This window comes from Methylobacterium sp. J-072 (assembly GCF_022829425.1).
Classification (GTDB): Bacteria; Pseudomonadota; Alphaproteobacteria; order Rhizobiales; family Beijerinckiaceae; genus Methylobacterium.
The window spans coordinates 36,557-55,075 of sequence record NZ_JAKSYK010000180.1; the positions used below are offsets into that span (position 1 = coordinate 36,557).

The 18,519-nt window shown below is 69.1% G+C and carries 17 protein-coding genes and 1 riboswitch; of the genes, 8 read left to right on the top strand and 9 right to left on the bottom strand.

Annotated elements, in window-relative coordinates:
- Positions 1 to 248 precede the first annotated feature (248 nt).
- The 3 genes from MKK67_RS21585 (at position 249) to crcB (ending at position 2,722) form a co-directional block, all read left to right on the top strand.
- Positions 249 to 1,481, top strand: coding sequence for a hypothetical protein (locus MKK67_RS21585; RefSeq protein WP_279601758.1), 1,233 nt, complete (start codon positions 249 to 251; stop codon positions 1,479 to 1,481).
- Between the two features lie 169 nt (positions 1,482 to 1,650).
- Positions 1,651 to 2,160: a hypothetical protein gene (locus MKK67_RS21590; RefSeq protein ID WP_243969272.1), complete on the top strand. Its 510-nt coding sequence runs from the start codon at positions 1,651 to 1,653 to the stop codon at positions 2,158 to 2,160.
- Between the two features lie 48 nt (positions 2,161 to 2,208).
- A riboswitch (Fluoride riboswitch) is annotated at positions 2,209 to 2,279 on the top strand.
- A 65-nt stretch (positions 2,280 to 2,344) separates the two neighbouring features.
- The gene (crcB, locus tag MKK67_RS21595; protein ID WP_243969274.1) at positions 2,345 to 2,722 is read left to right on the top strand and encodes a fluoride efflux transporter CrcB; all 378 of its coding nucleotides are present in this window, start codon (positions 2,345 to 2,347) and stop codon (positions 2,720 to 2,722) included.
- Positions 2,723 to 2,841: 119 nt separating this feature from the next.
- Here the strand turns inward: crcB and MKK67_RS21600 are convergent, their stop codons facing one another.
- Positions 2,842 to 3,672, bottom strand: a complete 831-nt coding sequence (locus MKK67_RS21600) for a pyruvate, water dikinase regulatory protein (RefSeq protein ID WP_058190745.1) — start codon at positions 3,670 to 3,672, stop codon at positions 2,842 to 2,844.
- A gap of 455 nt (positions 3,673 to 4,127) precedes the next feature.
- On the opposite strand from MKK67_RS21600, the gene MKK67_RS21605 reads away from it, so the two are divergent.
- The 3 genes from MKK67_RS21605 (at position 4,128) to MKK67_RS21615 (ending at position 6,148) form a co-directional block, all read left to right on the top strand.
- Positions 4,128 to 5,285: a uroporphyrinogen decarboxylase gene (locus tag MKK67_RS21605; protein WP_409568428.1), complete on the top strand. Its 1,158-nt coding sequence runs from the start codon at positions 4,128 to 4,130 to the stop codon at positions 5,283 to 5,285.
- A gap of 3 nt (positions 5,286 to 5,288) precedes the next feature.
- Positions 5,289 to 5,720 carry a protoporphyrinogen oxidase HemJ gene (hemJ, locus tag MKK67_RS21610; RefSeq protein WP_243969277.1) on the top strand — a complete coding sequence of 144 codons (432 nt, stop codon included), beginning with the start codon at positions 5,289 to 5,291 and terminating at the stop codon, positions 5,718 to 5,720.
- An 83-nt stretch (positions 5,721 to 5,803) separates the two neighbouring features.
- A complete protein-coding gene (locus MKK67_RS21615; RefSeq protein WP_243969279.1) occupies positions 5,804 to 6,148 on the top strand; it encodes a lysozyme inhibitor LprI family protein in 345 nt (114 codons plus the stop codon).
- A gap of 19 nt (positions 6,149 to 6,167) precedes the next feature.
- Here MKK67_RS21615 and MKK67_RS21620 read toward each other — a convergent pair whose 3' ends face one another.
- From MKK67_RS21620 to MKK67_RS21645, 6 genes are all read right to left on the bottom strand, one after another.
- A complete protein-coding gene (locus MKK67_RS21620) occupies positions 6,168 to 6,575 on the bottom strand; it encodes a type II toxin-antitoxin system HigA family antitoxin (RefSeq protein WP_243969281.1) in 408 nt (135 codons plus the stop codon).
- A 4-nt stretch (positions 6,576 to 6,579) separates the two neighbouring features.
- Complete coding sequence (locus MKK67_RS21625; protein WP_243969283.1) at positions 6,580 to 6,867, bottom strand: type II toxin-antitoxin system HigB family toxin; 288 nt, start codon at positions 6,865 to 6,867, stop codon at positions 6,580 to 6,582.
- Positions 6,868 to 7,015: 148 nt separating this feature from the next.
- Positions 7,016 to 8,008, bottom strand: coding sequence for an ATP phosphoribosyltransferase (hisG, locus tag MKK67_RS21630; RefSeq protein WP_243969285.1), 993 nt, complete (start codon positions 8,006 to 8,008; stop codon positions 7,016 to 7,018).
- A complete protein-coding gene (locus MKK67_RS21635) occupies positions 8,005 to 9,147 on the bottom strand; it encodes an ATP phosphoribosyltransferase regulatory subunit (protein WP_243969287.1) in 1,143 nt (380 codons plus the stop codon). Before MKK67_RS21635 ends, hisG begins: the two co-directional genes overlap by 4 nt.
- A 173-nt stretch (positions 9,148 to 9,320) precedes the next feature.
- A complete protein-coding gene (hisS, locus tag MKK67_RS21640; RefSeq protein WP_243969289.1) occupies positions 9,321 to 10,871 on the bottom strand; it encodes a histidine--tRNA ligase in 1,551 nt (516 codons plus the stop codon).
- Between the two features lie 425 nt (positions 10,872 to 11,296).
- Positions 11,297 to 11,800: a DUF3429 domain-containing protein gene (locus MKK67_RS21645; RefSeq protein ID WP_243969291.1), complete on the bottom strand. Its 504-nt coding sequence runs from the start codon at positions 11,798 to 11,800 to the stop codon at positions 11,297 to 11,299.
- 770 nt (positions 11,801 to 12,570) lie between these two features.
- Between MKK67_RS21645 and rho the strand changes: the two genes are divergently transcribed.
- Entirely contained in the window at positions 12,571 to 13,938 is a 1,368-nt protein-coding gene (gene rho, locus MKK67_RS21650; RefSeq protein ID WP_243969292.1) for a transcription termination factor Rho, read from the top strand.
- Positions 13,939 to 14,075: 137 nt separating this feature from the next.
- Here the strand turns inward: rho and zwf are convergent, their stop codons facing one another.
- Positions 14,076 to 15,602 carry a glucose-6-phosphate dehydrogenase gene (zwf, locus tag MKK67_RS21655; protein ID WP_243969294.1) on the bottom strand — a complete coding sequence of 509 codons (1,527 nt, stop codon included), beginning with the start codon at positions 15,600 to 15,602 and terminating at the stop codon, positions 14,076 to 14,078.
- Positions 15,603 to 15,716: 114 nt separating this feature from the next.
- Between zwf and dmeF the strand changes: the two genes are divergently transcribed.
- Positions 15,717 to 16,682 carry a CDF family Co(II)/Ni(II) efflux transporter DmeF gene (gene dmeF / locus MKK67_RS21660; protein ID WP_243969296.1) on the top strand — a complete coding sequence of 322 codons (966 nt, stop codon included), beginning with the start codon at positions 15,717 to 15,719 and terminating at the stop codon, positions 16,680 to 16,682.
- Between the two features lie 150 nt (positions 16,683 to 16,832).
- Here dmeF and MKK67_RS21665 read toward each other — a convergent pair whose 3' ends face one another.
- Positions 16,833 to 18,323, bottom strand: coding sequence for an efflux transporter outer membrane subunit (locus tag MKK67_RS21665; protein WP_243969712.1), 1,491 nt, complete (start codon positions 18,321 to 18,323; stop codon positions 16,833 to 16,835).
- Positions 18,324 to 18,519: the final 196 nt, after the last annotated feature.

An 18,519-nucleotide genomic window follows, 5' to 3' on the forward strand; every position in this document is an offset into this window, starting at 1 on the left:
AGGGGCAGCGCGACTTTTTCGGATACGGCTTTTCTTTCCGTCGCCACCACCAGACTCATGCGTCTCTGGATGCGGCGCGAGTCCCCTCTCCCGTGCGGGAGAGGGACAGGGTGAGGGGACAGGTTTGTCCTGATAGGGCGCATCCCTCACCCCAACCCTCTCCCGCACGGGAGAGGGGGCCCGTCGTGGCCTGCGCAACGCGATGTGTGAACAGCGTCGCTCATAGACGAACCAGTCACGTCCTCCTCTTGGCCCTCGCGTTCCTCGCCCCGCTCCCGGCCCGGGCCGAGATCGAGCCCGGCGACCTCAGCCTCACGGTCACCGCCGAGTTCAACGGCAACAGCGCGCCCTTCGCCCGCGAGATGGTGCTGTTGAAGATCCGGGGGGTCTACAAGCAGCCGATCCTGCTGGAGGAGGTGGTCCAGCCCTCCCTCGCGAACTTTTCCTGGACGCAGCTCGGCCGGGACCATTGGAGCAAGACCAAGCTCCCGGACGGCCAGAGCGCCATCGCGTTCGATCGCACCGTGGCGGTGTTCCCGCACCATGCGGGCGACTTCGTCATCGAGCCCTTCACCCACAAGCTCACGGTCAACGATGTCGGCGAGCGGCGGGTGGTCGAGGTGCGCTCGAAGCCGATCCCGTTTCCGGTGGCGGCCTGGACCGAGGCCAGCGGCGGGCCGGACGTCAAGGAGCCGTGGTGGCTGCCGGCCGGCGACGTGGCGGTCACCGATTCCTGGAGCCCGGATCCCGAGACCGTGAAGCTCGGCGAGACCACAAGGCGGATCGTCACCCTGGAGGTCCAGGGCATGGTCGCCGAGGGCCTGCCGCCTCGGCCGGTGATGCGCACCCGCGGCATCCTCACCTTCGCCGGCCCGGTCACCCGCGAGACCCTGCTGACGCCCTCGGGGCCGGTCGCCCGGGCGACCTACCAGTGGGACGTGAAGCCCGGCGTGCCCGAGGTGATCCCCCTCGACGCCATCGCGATCCCGTGGTTCGACACCAACACCCGCACCATGCGCGAGGCCGAGATCCCGGCCCGCCAGATCGGCGGCGGCCTGCCCGACCGGGAAGGCGACCGGGCGCCGCCGCCTATCCCGTCGCCGCTGGTGGCCGCCGCCGCGGCGCTCGCCGCCTTCGGCCTCGGCCTGGCGCTGATCGGTTACGGCACGGGCCGTCCGCGCCTGCGCCTCTCCGCCGCCACACGTCAGGCCCTGAACCGGGCCGCCCGCGCGGGTGATCCGGCCGGGCTCCGCGCCGCTCTGGAGACGGCTCGCCGGGAAGCGCCGGCGCTCGCCCGGATCTGGCAGGCGCGGCCTGATCTCGCGGCGCCGCTTGCCGCCCTCGACCGGGCGGTGTTCGGAACCGCGGGCGCCCTCGCCCCGGACCTGCCGGCGCTCGCCCGCGCCCTGTCGCGGCCCGAACTTTCAGCGACCGCACCCGCTCAGGACCGCTTGGCTCCCCTCGACGGGCCGGCGACCTGATCCGGCCTGCGATCCCTGCACAGGACTTGAGCACGTACTATTCCTGTGCAACGGCTCAAGTTCTCATCAGGCATCAATATTTTGCACTGTCTTGCGTCACCTGATTTCGCTTCGTAGTCTTCGATTCCTGAACAACGAAGCCTCATAACGAACATCAGGGAGGAACGCGATGACCCGCACCAACGACATCAAGGACCGGTTCCGCGCGCGGCTGCAGGATGCCGATGCCCGCAGCAACGATTTCCGCCGGAAGCTGCTGGAGGAGGGCAGCCGCGCCCTCGAGCCGGTGGTCGACGTCCTGAACCTGATGGCCGAGGTCCTCAACGAGGAGGACAACGTCCACGGCAGCATCACCGGCCTCGAGGCCAAGATCGACCAGGACAACTTCATCAGCCTGTGCGCCAAGCTGCGCGGGACCGACACCGAGCAGAAGATCAAGATCAAGTACGGCCCCGAGCTCGGCGGCAGCAACTACATCTCGGTCTCGGGCCTGAACCAGCGCTACAACGAGCGCTTGGTCCCGGGCGCGGCCGGCGCCGCCCTCGGCCGCAGCGTCGGCAGCGACATCCACCTGGACGAGCATCGCGGGACCGAGCTGGCCGAGGTGGTCCGCGAGGTGGTCGAGGATTTCTACGCCGCCCAGATCGAGCAGCGCAGCCACTTCGCCGCCGTCCAGTAGCGCGGAGGCCGACCCGGATTTCCCTCGGACCCATCCTGCGCTAGATCTGCCCGGGATGGGGATGGAGCTCCCCGATAACCGCCTGGCGTTCATGCCGGGCTGATGGCTCCTACCGCACGGGCGCTCCGGTCGTCCGCGGTGGGGCCCTGTGCCGACGCCGCCCGACCGAACAGGAAGGGCAGGCATGGTCAACACCCTCATCGTCATCCTCGGCGCCGGGCTCGGCGGCGGGGTCCGCCACGGCATCAACGTCGCGGTGGCCCGGCTGCTGCCGGGCTTCGGGTTTCCCCTCGCGACCCTGGTGATCAACGTGCTCGGCTCGTTCCTGATGGGCGTGCTGGCCGAGGGCTTCGCCCTGCGCGGCGCGGCCGGGCACCCGGCGCGGCTGTTCCTGACCACCGGGATCCTGGGCGGCTTCACCACCTTCTCGACCTTCTCGCTCGACGCGATCAGCCTGTACGAGCGCGGCGAGCCGGCCCTGGCCGCCCTCTACGTGGGCGTCTCGGTGGCGGGCGGCCTGCTCGGCCTCATCGCCGGCATGGCCCTGATCCGCGCGCTCTGAAAAAGTCCTGGTTTCACAAGGTCCGAGACCTTGTGCGGGTCCAGGGCAGAGCCCTGGAGTCATGGGGCTCCGCCCCAATCCCCGCCAAAGGGCTTGCCCTTTGGGATCCCGGATCTGTCTCAGTCCGCGATGAACTTCAGGCGGTGGTCGCGGTAGAGGTCAACGATCGCCGCAGCGGTCTCCTCGATCGAGCGGCGGGTCACGTCGATCGTCGGCCAGCGGTTCTTCGTGAACAGCCGGCGCGACATGGTGATCTCGTCGGCCACCGCCGAGCGGTCGACATACATCGAGGATTCGTCGGCGTTGAGGCTCGACAGCCGGTTCTGCCGGATCTGCACGATCCGCTCGGGCGAGGCGAACAGGCCGACCACCAGGGGCTTGCGCGCCCGCTCGATCGCCGGCGGCAGCGGCATGCCCGGCACCAGCGGCAGGTTCGTGGTCTTGAGCCCGCGATTGGCCAGGTAGATCGAGGTCGGCGTCTTCGAGGTCCGGCTGACCCCGAGCAGGATCACGTCGGCATCCTCCAGGTCCTCGGGCAGGTTGCCGTCGTCGTGGGCCAGCGTGAAGTTCATCGCGTCGATGCGCTTGAAATACTCCGCGTTGAGCATGTGCTGGGCGCCCGGCCGGGCCGTGGTCTCGGCGCCGAGATAGGCGCGCAGCAGGTCGTGGACCGGCCGCAGCACCGACAAGCAGGGCGAGCCGGTCTCCCGGGCGACCTCTTCGAGCCGCTCGCCGAGGTCGCCGCCCACTAGGGTGTAGAGCACCAGGCCCGGCGCCGCCCGGATCTCCGAGATCACCCGGTCGAGCTGCGCCGCCGAGCGGACCAGCGGATAGACGTGCTCGATCGCCGAGACGCCCTCGTACTGCGCGGCCGCCGCCCGGCCGACATTGATCAGCGTCTCGCCGGTGGAGTCGGAGACGAGGTGGAGGTGGAAGTAGCTGCGGCCCATCCGGTCTCCTTCGCCTCGGGCAATCGGGTTATCCACCGCCGGCCGCCAGGGGAGTTGATGAGTGTGGATAGGATGCGGCTTCGGGCAGGTCCAGGGCGCAGGGGCTGCGCTTTATCGACTCCGCCGTTCACAGGTCCGCCATAAGGGCACGCGGAATCCGGGCGCCTGGGAGAATCCGGGACGCAACAGGGGTGCGTACCGGACTCGGCGCTCGCAAGCCGCTGTTGGACTTGGCCGTTCTCGCAATATGGAGCGAATCCTTTAAAGCCTCGTTAACGGCGCGGCGGCGGGGACGGCCTGTGGACCCGCTTGCACCACCGTGTTGAGGCCCTCCAATAGAAAAAACAGAGTCTCAGAATCTCTCTTTTCTTTTCGAGAGGGGCCTGTGTGGGGATCCGGCGCGCCTCGACTCGACAGGGCGGCCGCCGACAGGCATGCCGGGTGACGGATACGGGATGGGAGCGACGATGACGGGGACGGAGCGCATGTCCGAAGGCCAGTCCGAGCGGACGGTGCTGCGCGTCCTCGACGGCGAGGCGATCGGACCGCCCCCCGCCTGGATGATGCGCCAGGCCGGCCGCTACCTGCCGGAATACCGGGCGAGCCGGGCCGAGGCCGGTTCCTTCCTCGACCTCTGCTACAGCCCGGATTTCGCCGTCGAGGTGACCCTGCAGCCGATCCGCCGCTTCGGCTTCGACGCGGCGATCCTGTTCTCGGACATCCTGGTCGTCCCCCATGCGCTGGGCCAGGACGTGCGCTTCGTCGAGGGCGAGGGGCCCCGTCTCGATCCCCTGGACGGCCGCGACGCCTTCGGGCGGCTGCGCGAGGCTGGCGATCCGGCGATCTTCTCGCACCTGGCTCCGGTCTTCGAGACGGTGAAGCGGCTGCGCTCCGAACTGCCCAATGAGACCACTCTGCTCGGCTTCTGTGGCGCGCCCTGGACGGTGGCGAGCTACATGATCGGCGGCCGCGGCACCCCGGACCTCGCCCCGGCCCGGGCGCTGGCCGAGGGCGACACCGCGTTGGTCGACAGCCTGATCGACCGCCTCGTCACGGTGCAGACCGAATATCTCGTCCGCCAGCTCGAAGCCGGCGCCGACGCGGTGCAGATCTTCGAATCCCACGCCGGCACCTTGCCGCGCGCCGTGCCGGCGTCCGGGGATATCGTCGAGCCGGTCGGCGACGTGACCGAGAGCGCCCTGCCGGACGATGCGGCGATGGACGCCCTGACCCGCTGGTCACTCCGCCCGATCGCCCGGATGATCGCAGGCGTCCGCGAAAAAGTGCCGGGCGCAAAAATCATCGTGTTCGCCCGCGGCTCGGGCCTCGACGGCCATGCAAGGGTGGTGCCGGAGACCGGGGCCGACGCCGTCGGCGTCGACTGGGCGGTGGACCTGAAGGCCCTGCGCGGACACGTGCCGGCCTCGATGGTGACCCAGGGCAACCTGCATCCCGACACGCTGATCGCCGGCGGCGACGCCCTCGACGCCGCGGTCGACACCGTGCTGGAGGCGACCGCCGGCCTGCCGCATATCTTCAACCTCGGCCACGGCATCACCCCGCAGACGCCGGTCGCCCATGTCGAGCGCATGCTCGCACGGCTGCGCAGGTAGGCCGTGCTCTACGATTGGCTCAAGGCCGGGCACGTCATCAGCCTGATCGCCTGGATGGCGGGCATGCTCTACCTGCCGCGGCTGTTCGTCTACCACGCCAGCCTGCCGCCGGGCTCGGAAGCCCAATCCGCGACCTTCAAGGTCATGGAGCGGCGCCTGCTCAAGGCGATCATGAACCCCGCCCTGATCGCCACCTGGGCGTTCGGGCTGGTGCTGGCCTGGATGAGCGGCTTCTACGCGAGCCCCTGGCTCCAGGCGAAGTTCGTGCTGGTGCTGGCGATGTCGGGCATCCACGGCTGGCTCGCCCGGATGGTCAAGGATTTCGCCGCCGACCGGAACACCCGCGGGCACAAGTTCTACCGCGTGCTCAACGAGGTGCCGACGCTCCTGCTGATCGGCATCGTCATCCTGGCGGTGGTCAAGCCGGGCCTCTGATCCCGGGATCCTGTGATCCGGCTGCGATTTACCACGCCGACGGCCCCGCCGGAGCCTTTCGCCGGCCGGGCCGTTGGGGGGCCATGACCAAGGTTTTCGTGCTCCTTCTGCCGCTGGCTCTCCTCACCGCCGCCCCCGTCCGGGCCGCGAGCTTCGCCTGCGACAAGGCCGAGACCCCGGACGAGAAGGCGATCTGCGCCCACCTCCCCCTCAACGACATGGATGTCGAGATGGCGACCCGCTTCGCCATCCTGAAGGATGTCCTGCCGATGGGCGGCCAGACCAAGCTGCGCGACGACCAGGAGACCTGGCTCAAGGAGCGCCACGCCTGCGGCGCCGACATCGCCTGCCTGCGCGGTCTCTACGAGACCCGGCTGAAGGTGCTGCGCGGCGTGCTGTCGGAATTTGCCAAGCAGGGGCCGCAGTGACGGTTCTCCTGGAAACGCATCACAACCCGAGAAACACTGCAGCCGGGAAGGCGAAGCGCTCGCTCAGCGCCTTGGCTTGGCGGAGATTGATCTGCCGCTTCCCGCTCAGGATCTCGGAGAGCACGGATTGGGTGCCCACCTCCGGCAAATCGCCCTGGCTGAGACCCCGCTCATCCATGATGGCGCGGAGCGCCGCCGCGCCCGTGACCTGCGGTATGGGTCGATGGGCCTCGTCATAGGCTTCGATCAAGTCGCCCATCCGAGACGCCAGGAGCGCCAGAGGATGATCCTCATCCTCGCCGACGAGGGCCAGGATCTGATCCATCGCCTGAACCAGCCGATCGTAATCCGTCTGGTTGGTCGGCATGGTGAGCAACGGCGCGACATGGGGCCAATGCTCGACGGCTTCCTTGACGAAGGGACGCATCGTCTTACGCCTTCCATCTGCCCGTGTCGTATTCGGTGTGATCCATGATCGCTTGGATATAAACTTTCTTGAACTTGTATTGTACCACGGCGATGAGCCGTATTTTATTGCCGCCGATGTCGAACACATGAAAACGGCCGACCTTGTCGGTTGCCGGAAACAGCGCTTTCATGCCGGCGAAGTCGCTCGGCTCGGATACCTTCATCAACCTGTACCAGGCGTCGAGGGCGCTCGCGGCTTGCGGCCACCGCTTCTTCGCCGCCCAGATCCGGGCCTGGGTGATGATGTGCATGAGGCAGCATCGCGCGAGGCCACGATTGTAGGGACACGCAGCACGTATCGCAATATGCGATATCACCCGCCCATCACGCCACGAGCGGCCGCATCACCGCATCGGCTTGGCTGACCGCGGGGCACGTTTGCGAAACCTGCCGGGCGTCTCAAAGCCGCGCCAGCAGCCGCTCCGCCAACAAGTTCTCGGCCGCGAAGGCATAGTCGACCCGTCGGACCGTGACGGCCCGGGCGCCGGCCTCGACCAGGGCGCCGGCGAGCTCGAACACGACGCCCTCGGGGCAGCGCATCACGATCTCGCCGTCGCTTCCCCGCGGGGCGCCGTAGGGCAATTCGGCCTCGTGCAGGCCCGCGATCGTGGCGAGGTCGATGGTGCCGCTCTCCGGCAGGGCCGCCCGGACCTCCCGGGTGGTGCGGGCGCGCTCCTCGGCGGCGATCCGGCCGAGCACGGTGCGCAAAGCCGCCCGTTGGCTCTCGCCCCAGGAGGCCTTCAGCGAGGCGACCAAGTTGGCCTCGGAGCGCAGGATGATGCCGTCGTCCAGCACCTTCAGGGCGTTGGCGCTGAGCGTCGCCCCCGTGGTGGTGATGTCGACCACGATCTCGGCCGAGCCCGCCGCCGGCGCACCCTCGGTGGCGCCCAGGCTCTCGACGATGCGGTAATCGGCGACGCCCTTCTCGGCGAAGAACCGGCGGGTCAGGTTCACGTACTTGGTCGCCACCCGCAGGCGGCGGCCGTGGCGGGTGCGCATCAGCGCCGCGACCTCGTCGAGGTCGGCCATCGCCCGCACGTCGATCCAGGCCTGGGGGACCGCCACCACCACGGTGGCGTTGCCGAAGCCGAGCGGGGTCAAGAGCTCCACTTGGCCGCGCACGTCCGGCAGGGTCTCGCGGATCAGGTCCTCGCCGGTCACCCCGAGATGGGCGGCGCCGGAGGCGAGCTGCGCGGCGATCTCCGAGGCCGAGAGGTAGCGCACCTCGACCCCAGGCACGCCGACGAGCTTGCCGCGATAGTCGCGGGCGCCGGCGCCCTGGGCGAGCCGCAGGCCGGCCCGGCCGAAGAACGCGCTGGCATTCTCCTGGAGGCGTCCCTTGGACGGGACGGCGAGGATCAACGGCATGGCGCCCGAGTCCGAAGAAGTCATCGGCCGGCTCCCGCCACGCGCTCGACCCAGAAGGTGCAGCCCACCGCGGGCAGAGGGGCCGGGCTGCCGAGATGCCCGAGCAGGCCGTCGTAGCGGCCGCCGCCGACCAGCATCGGGCCGTCGCCCTCGTTCACCTCGAAGATGAAGCCGGTGTAGTAGTCGAGGTTGCGGGCGAAGCCGCCCTGGAAGCGGAAGCGGTCGATCGGCAGACCCCGGGCCGCGATGAAGCCGGTGCGCTCCTCGAACAGGTCGAGGGCGGCCGAGAGGGCGTCGTGGCGCAGGCCCGCCTCGGCCACCAGCCCCCGCAGGTCGCGGGCCGCGGCGTCGGGATGGCCGGTGATCGCCCGGTAGCGGTCGAGCACGGCGCGGTTCTCGGCGTTGAGCCCAGCCCCGCCATTGGCCTGCGCGGCCGCCTTGCCGAGGAAGCGCTCGGCGATCTCGCCGGCGCTGCGGCCGCCCACCGCCGAGATGCCGGCGATGGCCAGCACATCCTCCACGAAGGCGCGCACGCCCTGCGGGTCCTGGCCCTGGATCGCGGCCAGCAGGCCGGCATGCGGATCCTCAGGGCGCGCACCCTCGCCGCCATTGGTGACCTCGTCGAGGGAGCGCCCGGCCGCGAGCGCCCGCAGGGTCCGGCGCTTGGCCGCGGGCGGAACCGCGAGGCCGTCGAGGAGCGCCACGGTCAGGCCCATATCGCCGAGCCGCACCGCCGGGTCGGTCCGGCCGAACAGGGCGAGACCCTCCAGCGCCAGCCCCAGTACCTCGGCATCGGCGGCCGGCGTGTCGGTGCGGCCGATCGATTCGATGCCGGCCTGGAAGAACTCGTCGGGCTCGTCGGCGGCGAGCCGGAAGACCGGACCGCAATAGCTGTAATCGGCCGCCTGGCCGTCGGCCTGGGCTCGGTGCAGGCGGCAGACGGGAATGGTGAATTCCGGCCGCAGGCATAGCTCGGCCCCGGCCGCGTCCTGGGTGACGAAGATCCGCCGGCGGATATCCTCGCCGGACAATTCCAGGAACGGCTCCACCGGCTGCAGCACCGGGGGCGTCACCGGCCGGTAGCCGGCCGCACTCAGATGCGCGAGCAGCCGCGCCCGCGCCGCGTCCCCCGCCCCCGTCTCACCGGCCTCCGGTCGTGTCATCGCATGTCCCTCGCGGGCGCTCCGTAGCAGCCGCAGTCGCGCTTGGCGACACGCGGAAAGCATGGGTTCCCAAAGGGCTCAGCCCTTTGGCAGGGGTTCGGGGGCGGAGCCCCTGAGACTTGCAGGGCTCTGCCCTGCACCCGCAAAAGGTCCCGGACCTTTTGAATCCGGGACTAACCGCCGGTGGCCGGGAAGTGGCGGGCCAGGACGGCGCGGACCTGGGCGACCATGTCGGCCTCCGGGCAGGAGAATTGCGCCGGCCGGGCGGCCTTCCACTCGGCGTTGCTGCCGATGGATTCGGCGGCGCGAGCGCCCTCGATCAGGTCCTTGATCTGGATCTCGCCGGCCAGGCGCTCGTTCGAGCCCTGGATGATCGCCACCGGGGCGCGGCGGCGGTCGGCGTACTTCATCTGCGCTTTCATGCCGGCGGCCCCGAGATAGAGCTCGGCCCGGATCCCGTCCGCCCGCAGCAGGGCGACCAGCCGCTGGTAATCGGCCATGTTCTCGCGGTCGAGGACCAGCACCACCACCGGGCCGGGGGTCTCGGTGCCGGCGAGCAGCGGGCTCTTCACCAGCTGGAGTGCCGAGAACAGCCGCGAGACGCCGATGGAGAAGCCGGTGGCCGGCACCGGCTCGGCCCGGAACCGCCCGACCAGGCCGTCATAGCGCCCGCCGCCGGCCACCGAGCCGAAGCGCACGGTCTGGCCGTCCTCGTTGGTCACCGGAAACGTCAGCTCGGCCTCGTAGACCGGGCCGGTATAGTATTCGAGCCCGCGCACCACGCTCGGATCGGCCCGGATCACGTCGTGGCCGTAGCCGGCGGCGGCGCAGAGCCGCATGATCGCGTGCAACTCGGCGATGCCCTCGCGGCCGGTCTCGGATTCGCCTACCGCCTCGTGCCAGCCGGCAAAGAACTGTTCCCAGAACGCCATCCGGTCGGCGCCGTCCCCGGCATCGGCCTGGAACGACACGTAGGCCAGGATCCGGGACACCGCGGTGGCGTCGAGGCCGGCGCCCTTGGTGAAGTCGCCGCTCTCGTCCTTGCGGCCGGGGCCGAGCAGGTCGCGCACGCCGTCGACGCCCAGGCGGTCGAGCTTGTCGATCGCCCGCAGGACGGTCAGCCGCTGGCCGGCCTTGTCGGGACCGGCGAGGCCGATCGCCTCCATGACCCCGTCGAGCACCTTGCGGTTGTTGACCTTGACCACGTACCGGCCGCCGAGCCCGAGCCGGTCGAGGGTGTCGGCCATCAGCATGCAGGTCTCGGCATCGGCCGCGACGCTGCCGGCGCCGACGATGTCGGCATCGAACTGCATGAACTGGCGGAACCGGCCCGGCCCCGGCTTCTCGTTGCGGAACACGTAGCCGGCCCGGTAGCTGCGATAGGGCTTGGGCAGGGCGTCGTAATTCTCGGCCACGAACCGGGCCAGCGGCGCCGTGAGGTCGTAGCGCAGGCTGAGCCAGGCCTCGTCGTCGTCCTGGAACGAGAACACGCCGGCGTTCGGGCGGTCGAGGTCGGGCAGGAACTTGCCCAGCGCCTCGGTGTATTCGACGAACGGGGTCTCCAGGGCCTCGAAGCCGTAGAGCTCGAAACTCTTGCGGATCGTCTCCAGCATCCGCCCCTGCGCGGCGATCTCATCGGCGCGGCGGTCGACGAAGCCGCGGGGCAGGCGGGGTTTCAAGATTTCGGCCCGGCTTTCGGCCTTTTCGGTTTCGGGCTTGGACATGTGAGCGCGTTCGCTTCTCGCGGACCCGGAGCCCGGATCCGGTGTGAGTCGTCCCCGGCACGGCGGAGATCCTGGGCCGGGCTCTAGAGCATGACGGGCGAAAGGGGAATTCGGTTTCCGGCGGGCTTACTTGGCCCCCCATCCTGCGCCGTCATCGCGAGCGTAGCGAAGCGACCCAGGGAAACGCTACGTTCGGGGACTCGGCGCCACGCTGGGTTGCTTCGCTACGCTCGCAATGACGGTGGTGGGTTGGATACCTCACGGAAATCCCAACCCCGATCCTCATCCTGAGGTGCGGCGAAGCCGCCGCGAAGGAGCCCTCCAGAGGCCGCTGTGATCCCTGGAGCTCTCCTTCGAGGCCTCCGCTTCGCTGTGTCGCCTCAGGATGAGGGGGGGAGAGCGGGAGGTGGGTTTGAGAAAAACGATTAGTACGGCGCCGTCAGCTTGAGCCAGAGCAGCACCGCCAGGCTCACTACGGCGATCGGCATCTGCAGCGGACGCAGGCGGGCATGGGCCAGCGGCACCTCGCCGGCCCGCGCCGCGATCGGATCCAGGATCCCGATGGCCGCGTAGCCGATGATCAGCATGGTCAGGGCGGGCACCGCCTTGCCCATCACCGCCGAGAACAGGCTGAACAGCCCGAGCCCGTACAGGATCAGCATCGTGACGATCTGGGAGAGCCGCGGCCCGCCCTCGGTGCGGAAGCTGACGCCCCGGTGAACGCCGGCCAGGAACAGCAGGATCGAGGCGGCGTAGAGCAGGGTGAACAGGGCCACGAGATAATCGAGGGGCTGGCCGTTCAGCCACCAGGCCGCGGCGGCGCCGACGGCGATCGGCACCATCGGGCCGAAGCCGAACACGATGTCGAGCCACGGGATCCGACGCGGCTCGTGCGCGGTGATGGTGCGTCCGGTGGCGTCGTCGCGCATGTCTGTGGGGCCGGGCTCTCGGGTGAAAAGTTTGCTGCGCTGCAGCGCCGGGACGGGGAACGGCTCCGTGAGAACACAGTTCCGCGCACAGCGCTTTAGCGCCGCGCAAGCGAAATCGCGAGATCAGGCGTGTGCGGGGGTGTTCAACGGATCGTGACAGGTGTCTCGCGGGCTGCCGTGGCTTTGATGAAAAGCGCTTCGCCCGATCTTCGGAGGCGGGGTTTTTGCATCCTGGAAATCGCCCCCCGAACTCTCCCTCAACCGACACGGTGAAAGCTGCCAAATAAACCACTGTGTCATTCCGGGGCCGCGAAGCGGAACCCGGAATCCATAACCACTGCCGGTTCAAAGCTTTGCACTGTCGGCGGCTCTGGATTCCGGGCTCGCCTGCGGCGCCCCGGAATGACGAAGCGGATGTTTAGAGGATCGTGCAAATCCCGAACCCGCGGGATCGCCATTCGCATATGCGATCGCCTGATCCCGCGACGATGCAGGCCCATCGTCACCGATCCCGCGCCGCCTCGGGCGCCCCCGATCCATCAGCCCCTTGAGTGCGGTGGAGAAACGCGTTATTTCTTGTGGGCCCTCTTCACAAGGTCAGCGCCGCAGCGCGCCCGTGAGCCACGAGGGTCCTGCCGAAAACGGTCCAGCCAAGACGATCTTTCGGGCCCCTCGCTGTTCCAGCGCGGCCCGCTCTCCGGCGCCCGTCCCCCGGGTTGCTTGGCGCAGAACCGGCCCTCCCACCTTCTCCGTCGGTTGCAAGACACCCCATGACGCCACATCCCGACGCCTTCGCCGATCCCCTGGCCGATCCCGAGACCGCGGATCCGGCCGACGCCCCGGCGACCGGTACCGTCGCCGCCCTCGAGGGCGTGCGCGAGGTCAAGCTGTTCGATCTCAAGGCCAAGACGCCGACCGACCTGACCGCTTTCGCCGAGGAGGTCGAGGTCGAGAACGCCTCGACCATGCGCAAGCAGGAGCTGATGTTCGCGATCCTGAAGCAGCTCGCTGCCAAGGAGGTCGAGATCATCGGCGCCGGCACCGTCGAGGTGCTGCAGGACGGCTTCGGCTTCCTGCGCTCGAACGACTCGAACTACCTGCCGGGCCCGGACGACATCTACATCTCGCCGACCCAGATCCGGCGCTTCGGCCTGCGCACCGGCGACACGGTGGAAGGCCCGATCCGCGGCCCCAAGGACGGCGAGCGTTATTTTGCTCTTCTCAAAGTGAACACCATCAACTTCGAGAACCCTGAAAAAATTAAGCACAAGGTCCATTTCGACAACCTGACGCCGCTGTTCCCGACCCAGCGCTTCAAGCTCGAACTGGACAACCCGCCCAAGAAGGATTTCAGCCCCCGGATCATCGACATCGTCGCCCCGATCGGCAAGGGCCAGCGCGCCCTGATCGTGGCGCCGCCGCGCACCGGCAAGACCGTGCTGATGCAGAACATCGCGCAGTCGATCACCATCAACCACCCGGAATGCTACCTCATCGTGCTGCTCATCGACGAGCGCCCCGAGGAGGTCACCGACATGATCCGCTCGGTGAAGGGCGAGGTCATCGCCTCCACCTTCGACGAGCCGGCCACCCGCCACGTGCAGGTCGCCGAGATGGTGATCGAGAAGGCCAAGCGCCTGGTGGAGCACGGCCGCGACGTCGTCATCCTGCTCGACTCAATCACCCGGCTCGGCCGCGCCTACAACACCGTGGTGCCGTCCTCCGGCAAGGTGCTGACCGGCGGCGTCGACGCCAACGCCCTGCAGCGGCCCAAGCGCTTCTTCGGCGCCGCCCGCAACATCGAGGAGGGCGGCTCGCTCTCGATCATCGCCACCGCGCTGATCGACACCGGCTCGCGCATGGACGAGGTGATCTTCGAGGAGTTCAAGGGCACCGGCAACTCGGAGATCATCCTGGACCGCAAGGTCTCGGACAAGCGCATCTTCCCGGCGATCGACATCACCCGCTCCGGCACCCGCAAGGAGGAGCTGCTGGTCCCGCCGGACGCCCTCAAGAAGACCTACGTGCTGCGCCGCATCCTCAACCCGATGGGCGTCACCGACGCGATCGAGTTCCTCATGGACAAGCTGCGCCAGACCAAGAGCAACAGCGACTTCTTCGACTCGATGAACACCTGATCAGGTCAGGTCCTGGATCCACGAGGTCCGGGACCTGTCCCAAGGGCTCCGCCCCTGAACCCCGCCAAAGGGCTGGGTCGACGACCTTTTGAATACAGGATTCCGAAGGATTGATGCCGGGCCCCGGGGCGCTGGCTTCAATCCGTCTTGCCGTCGAGGCCCAGCCAGTGGCGGCCGTCTCGGGCCAGGAGGTCGTCGGCTTCCTTCGGACCGGTGCTGCCGGCCGGATAGGGTTTCACGTCCGCCTGCGGCCAGCCCTTGAGCAGGGGATCGACCGCGGCCCAGCCGGCTTCGATGTTGTCGGCCCGCTGGAACAGGGTCGCGTCACCGATCATGCAATCGTACAGCAGGGTCTCGTAGCCGACATTCGGCTGGTCGGCGAAGAAGTCTTTGTAGCGGAACGCCGCGTTCACCCGGCCGATCTTCATCTCCGGGCCCGGGACCTTCACGTTGAACTCGGTGCTGACCCCGTGGTCCGGGTCGATCATGATCCGCATCACGGTCGGGCCGAGATCGGCGTTGGGCGTGTCCTCGAACATCTTGAACGGGGCCGGCTTGAACAGCACGGCGATCTCGGTGCGCCGGCCGGTCATGCGCTTGCCGGTGCGGACGTAGAACGGCACCCCGGCCCAGCGCCAGTTCTCGATGTTGAGCTTCAGGGCGATGTAGGTCTCGGTGACCGAATCCTCGGCGACATGCGGCTCGTCGCGGTAGCCCGGCACGTCGCGCCCCTCCGAGGTGCCGGCCGTGTACTGGCCGCGCACCGCGTCCTCCGGCGGGATCGGCCGGACGGCCTCGGCGAGCTTGGCCTTCTCCGAGCGGACCGCTTCGGCGTCGAAGGAGTTCGGCGGCTCCATGGCGACCATGCAGAGCAGCTGGAACATGTGGTTCGGCACCATGTCCCGCAGCGCCCCGGTCGGCTCGTAGAAGCCGCCGCGCTCCTCGACCCCCACGGTCTCGGCCGCGGTGATCTGGACGCTGTCGATGTATTCTCGCCGCCAGACCGGCTCCAGCAGGCCGTTGGCGAAGCGGAAGGCCATGATCGACTGGACCGTCTCCTTCCCGAGGAAGTGGTCGATCCGGTAGAACTGGCTCTCGTCGCCCTGCTTCAGGATTCGGGCGTTGAGTTCCCGGGCGGAGGCAAGGTCGGAGCCGAACGGTTTTTCGATCACCACCCGGCGGAAATCGCCGTTCTCCTGCTTGAGCAGCCCGGCCTGGCCGAGCCCGTCGACGATCGTGCCGAAGAACCGGGCCGCCACCGCACAGTAGAACACCGCGCTGCCGCTGACCTTCTCCTTGACCGCTGCGAAGGTCTCGGGCTTCTCGAAATCGCCTTTCAGGTAGTGGAGCCGGTCGCGGATGAAGCCCCAGCTCTTCGGGTCGATATGGTCCGCATGGAATTCCGAGGTCGGGTCCTTGCTGAACGCCTCCATGGTCTTGGTGAGGCTGTCCCGCAGGGACTCGTCGGTGCCGTCGGAATGATCGACGCCCAGGATCGAAAAGCCCTCCGGCAGGAGCCCGGCCCCGGCGAGGTTGTAGAGCGAGGGCATCAGCAGGCGCTTGGTCAGGTCGCCGCCGGCTCCGAAGATCACCAGCGTGCAGGGCGGCGCCGGCTTGGTGCCGCTGGCCGCGTCGTCCTTGAGGGCTATCGTCTGCTCGGCCATTCCTGGCTCCCTTCGGGCTGCGGTGCAGCAAATCGGCGTGACAACCCGTCGTAGCAATGCCCGTTCCGGCTGTCCGCCTCTATGCTGCGCCGAGCTTATGATGGGGCGATTCGCATGCACAGCCATTCCCTCGAACCCTGGAGCCACGGCCACGTCTTCCTGGGAGACCGGCACGATCGCCACGCGCGCCGGACCTGGGCCGTGGTGGCGCTGACGGCCGTCACGATGGTCGTCGAGATCGCCGGTGGCACGTGGTTCGGGTCGATGGCCCTGGTGGCCGATGGCTGGCACATGTCGACCCATGCGGCGGCGCTCGGCATCGCGGCTCTGGCCTACCGCTTCGCCCGGCGGCACGCGGAGGATCCGCGCTTCAGCTTCGGCACCGGCAAGTTCGGGGATCTGGCGGCCTTCGCGAGCGCGATCATTTTGGGCCTGATCGCCCTGCTGATCGGCGCCGAGAGCCTCGACCGGCTGCTCCACCCGGCGCCGATCGGTTTCGGGCAGGCGATCCCGATCGCGGTCCTGGGGCTGGCCGTGAACCTCGCCAGCGTCTGGCTCCTGCACGACGACCACGACGACCATGGCCCTCACGGCCACGCGCATGGCGGCCACGGGGGGCATGGAGGCCACGGCCATGGCGGTCACGACACCAATTTCCGCGCCGCCTACATCCACGTGTTGGCCGACGCGCTGACCTCGGTCCTGGCGATCGCCGCCCTGCTCGGCGGCCTGTATCTCGGCCTCGCCTGGCTCGACCCGGCCATGGGCCTGGTCGGCACGGTGGTGATCCTGGCCTGGTCCTGGAGCCTCCTGCGGACGGCGGGCCTCGTGCTCCTCGACGCAAGGCCGTCGCCGGCCGCCACCGCGGAGATCCGCGCCCGCCTGGAGACGGACGGCGACCGGGTGAGCGATCTGCATCTCTGGCAGGTGGGGCCGGGTCATCGGGCCGCCGTGATCGCCCTGGTCAGCGACCACCCGCAACCGCCGGCGCACTACAAGGCCCGGCTCGCCGGGCTGCGGGGCCTGAGCCACGTCACGATCGAAGTGCAGCCCTGCCCGGGGCATACGGAGCGTGCCTGATCCGGGATCCCAAAGGGCTCAGCCCTTTGGCGGGGGTCGGGGCAAGATCTCCAGGACTCGGCCCCCGATGCATCGGGCCAAGCCCGACACCAGGGCTCCGCCCTGGACCCGCAAAAGGTCCCGGACCTTTTGAATCCAGGATCGTGCGCGCTACTCGTCCACGCGGACGGCTTGGCCGCCCCGGTCGATCGGCAGGGTCGGGCCTTTCAGTTCGGCATCGCTCGGCAGGGAGCGCACGTCCCAGCCGCCGCCGAGCGCCCGGATCAGCGTGACCGCCGCGGTGAAGCGGTTGAGCCGGACCTGGAGGGCGTTGATCTCGTTGCTCACGAGCAGGCCCTGCGCGGTCACCACCGTGGTGAAGTTCTGCGTGCCGGCCCGGTACTCGTTGAGGGTGATCTCCACAGCCTTGCGGGACGATTCGACGGCGGCGTCCTGGGCGCCCTGCTGCAGGCCCAGGATGCGCAAGGCCGCCATCTGGTTCTCGACCTCCGCCAGGGCGGCGAGCACCACCTGCCGGTAATTGGCCACCGCGGCGTCGTAGCCGGCCTCGGCCGAGCGGACGGCCGCCGTGCGCGCGCCACCGTCGAACAGGACTTCGGTCCCTGCCGCCGTCGTCGACCAGACCTGGTTGGCGGCCGAGAACAGGCCATTGCGGGTCAGCCCGGAGACGCCCCCCTGGGCCGAGATCGTCACCGAGGGGTAGAAGGCCGCCACGGCGACGCCGATCCGCTCGCTCTGCCCCTGCACCAAGCGCTCGGCCTGGGCCACGTCCGGCCGCCGTTCGAGCAGGTCCGACGGGATCCCGACCGGCACGGGCGGCGGGTTGCGGCCGATGCCGGCCACCGGGATCGAGACCTCCGAGGGCGGGCGCCCGATCAGGGTGGCGATGGCGTTCACGTACTGGACCCGGGTCAGCCGGACCGCGATGGCCTGCGCCTCGATGGTCTGGACCTGGGTCTGCGCGGTGATCACGTCGGAGCGGGCCGCGACGCCGGCCGCGTACTGGTTCTCCGTGATCCCTAAAGTCTTCTTGAAGTTCGCGACGTTCTCGTCGAGCACCTTCTGGAGGGCGTCGGCGTAGCGCACGGTCAGGTAATCGGCGGCGATTTCGGCCTGGATGGTCAGGCGGGTCGCAGCGATCGTGGCGGCATCCGCTTGGGCCAGCGCCGCCTCGCTCTCAATGTTCCGGCGGGTGCCGCCGAACAGGTCGAGCTCCCAGCTCGCTTGGCCGAGTAGCGAGGCGCTGGTGCGCACGGTGCTGCCGCTGCCGGTTCGTGTGATGCTCGGCGCGCCGACCACCGTCGGGTAGAGGGCGGCCTGGGCCGAGGCGACGAGCGCCCGGGCCTGCCGGTAATTCGCCACTGCCTGCCGCAGGGACTGGTTGTCGACATCGACCAGGCGGATCAGGCGGTCGAGGGTCGGGTCCTTGAACACCCGCCACCAGTCGCCGCGCTCCACCGCGTCGTTGGGCCGGGCCTCGCGCCAGCCTTTCTTGCGCGCCGCCACGACGGCCGGGCTGTCTTCCCGCTTGCCGCCCTCTCGATAGGCCAGCGGCGTCTCGACGGAGGGCCGGGTGTAGTCGGGGCCGACGACGCAACCCGCCAGGGCGGGGATGAGGGGGAGACAGAGGATATGGCGCAGCCCGAGGCTGCGGGCGCGTCTCCCTCCCCCCTCTCCGTAGGGAAGACGCTCTTCCGTCAGCAGCGAGCGGGCCGCAGCGGACCCCCTCTCCCGTGCGGGAGAGGGGACCTGCGCCTCATGTGTCGCCGACGCGTGGGGGGAGCCCGCAGAGCCCGAAGAAATAGGCGCGCGCGCGGGTGCCGCCGGTGTTTCACGT

Coding starts and splice junctions, on each gene's coding strand:
- MKK67_RS21635 (WP_243969287.1), bottom strand. CDS start 9,147: ATGACACGACCGGAGGCCGGTGAGACGGGGGCGGGGGACGCGGCGCGG.
- MKK67_RS21645 (WP_243969291.1), bottom strand. CDS start 11,800: ATGCGCGACGACGCCACCGGACGCACCATCACCGCGCACGAGCCGCGT.
- hisG (WP_243969285.1), bottom strand. CDS start 8,008: ATGACTTCTTCGGACTCGGGCGCCATGCCGTTGATCCTCGCCGTCCCG.
- MKK67_RS21620 (WP_243969281.1), bottom strand. CDS start 6,575: ATGCGTCCCTTCGTCAAGGAAGCCGTCGAGCATTGGCCCCATGTCGCG.
- crcB (WP_243969274.1), top strand. CDS start 2,345: ATGGTCAACACCCTCATCGTCATCCTCGGCGCCGGGCTCGGCGGCGGG.
- MKK67_RS21605 (WP_409568428.1), top strand. CDS start 4,128: ATGGGAGCGACGATGACGGGGACGGAGCGCATGTCCGAAGGCCAGTCC.
- MKK67_RS21600 (WP_058190745.1), bottom strand. CDS start 3,672: ATGGGCCGCAGCTACTTCCACCTCCACCTCGTCTCCGACTCCACCGGC.
- zwf (WP_243969294.1), bottom strand. CDS start 15,602: ATGGCCGAGCAGACGATAGCCCTCAAGGACGACGCGGCCAGCGGCACC.
- rho (WP_243969292.1), top strand. CDS start 12,571: ATGACGCCACATCCCGACGCCTTCGCCGATCCCCTGGCCGATCCCGAG.
- MKK67_RS21615 (WP_243969279.1), top strand. CDS start 5,804: ATGACCAAGGTTTTCGTGCTCCTTCTGCCGCTGGCTCTCCTCACCGCC.
- MKK67_RS21590 (WP_243969272.1), top strand. CDS start 1,651: ATGACCCGCACCAACGACATCAAGGACCGGTTCCGCGCGCGGCTGCAG.
- MKK67_RS21625 (WP_243969283.1), bottom strand. CDS start 6,867: ATGCACATCATCACCCAGGCCCGGATCTGGGCGGCGAAGAAGCGGTGG.
- dmeF (WP_243969296.1), top strand. CDS start 15,717: ATGCACAGCCATTCCCTCGAACCCTGGAGCCACGGCCACGTCTTCCTG.
- hisS (WP_243969289.1), bottom strand. CDS start 10,871: ATGTCCAAGCCCGAAACCGAAAAGGCCGAAAGCCGGGCCGAAATCTTG.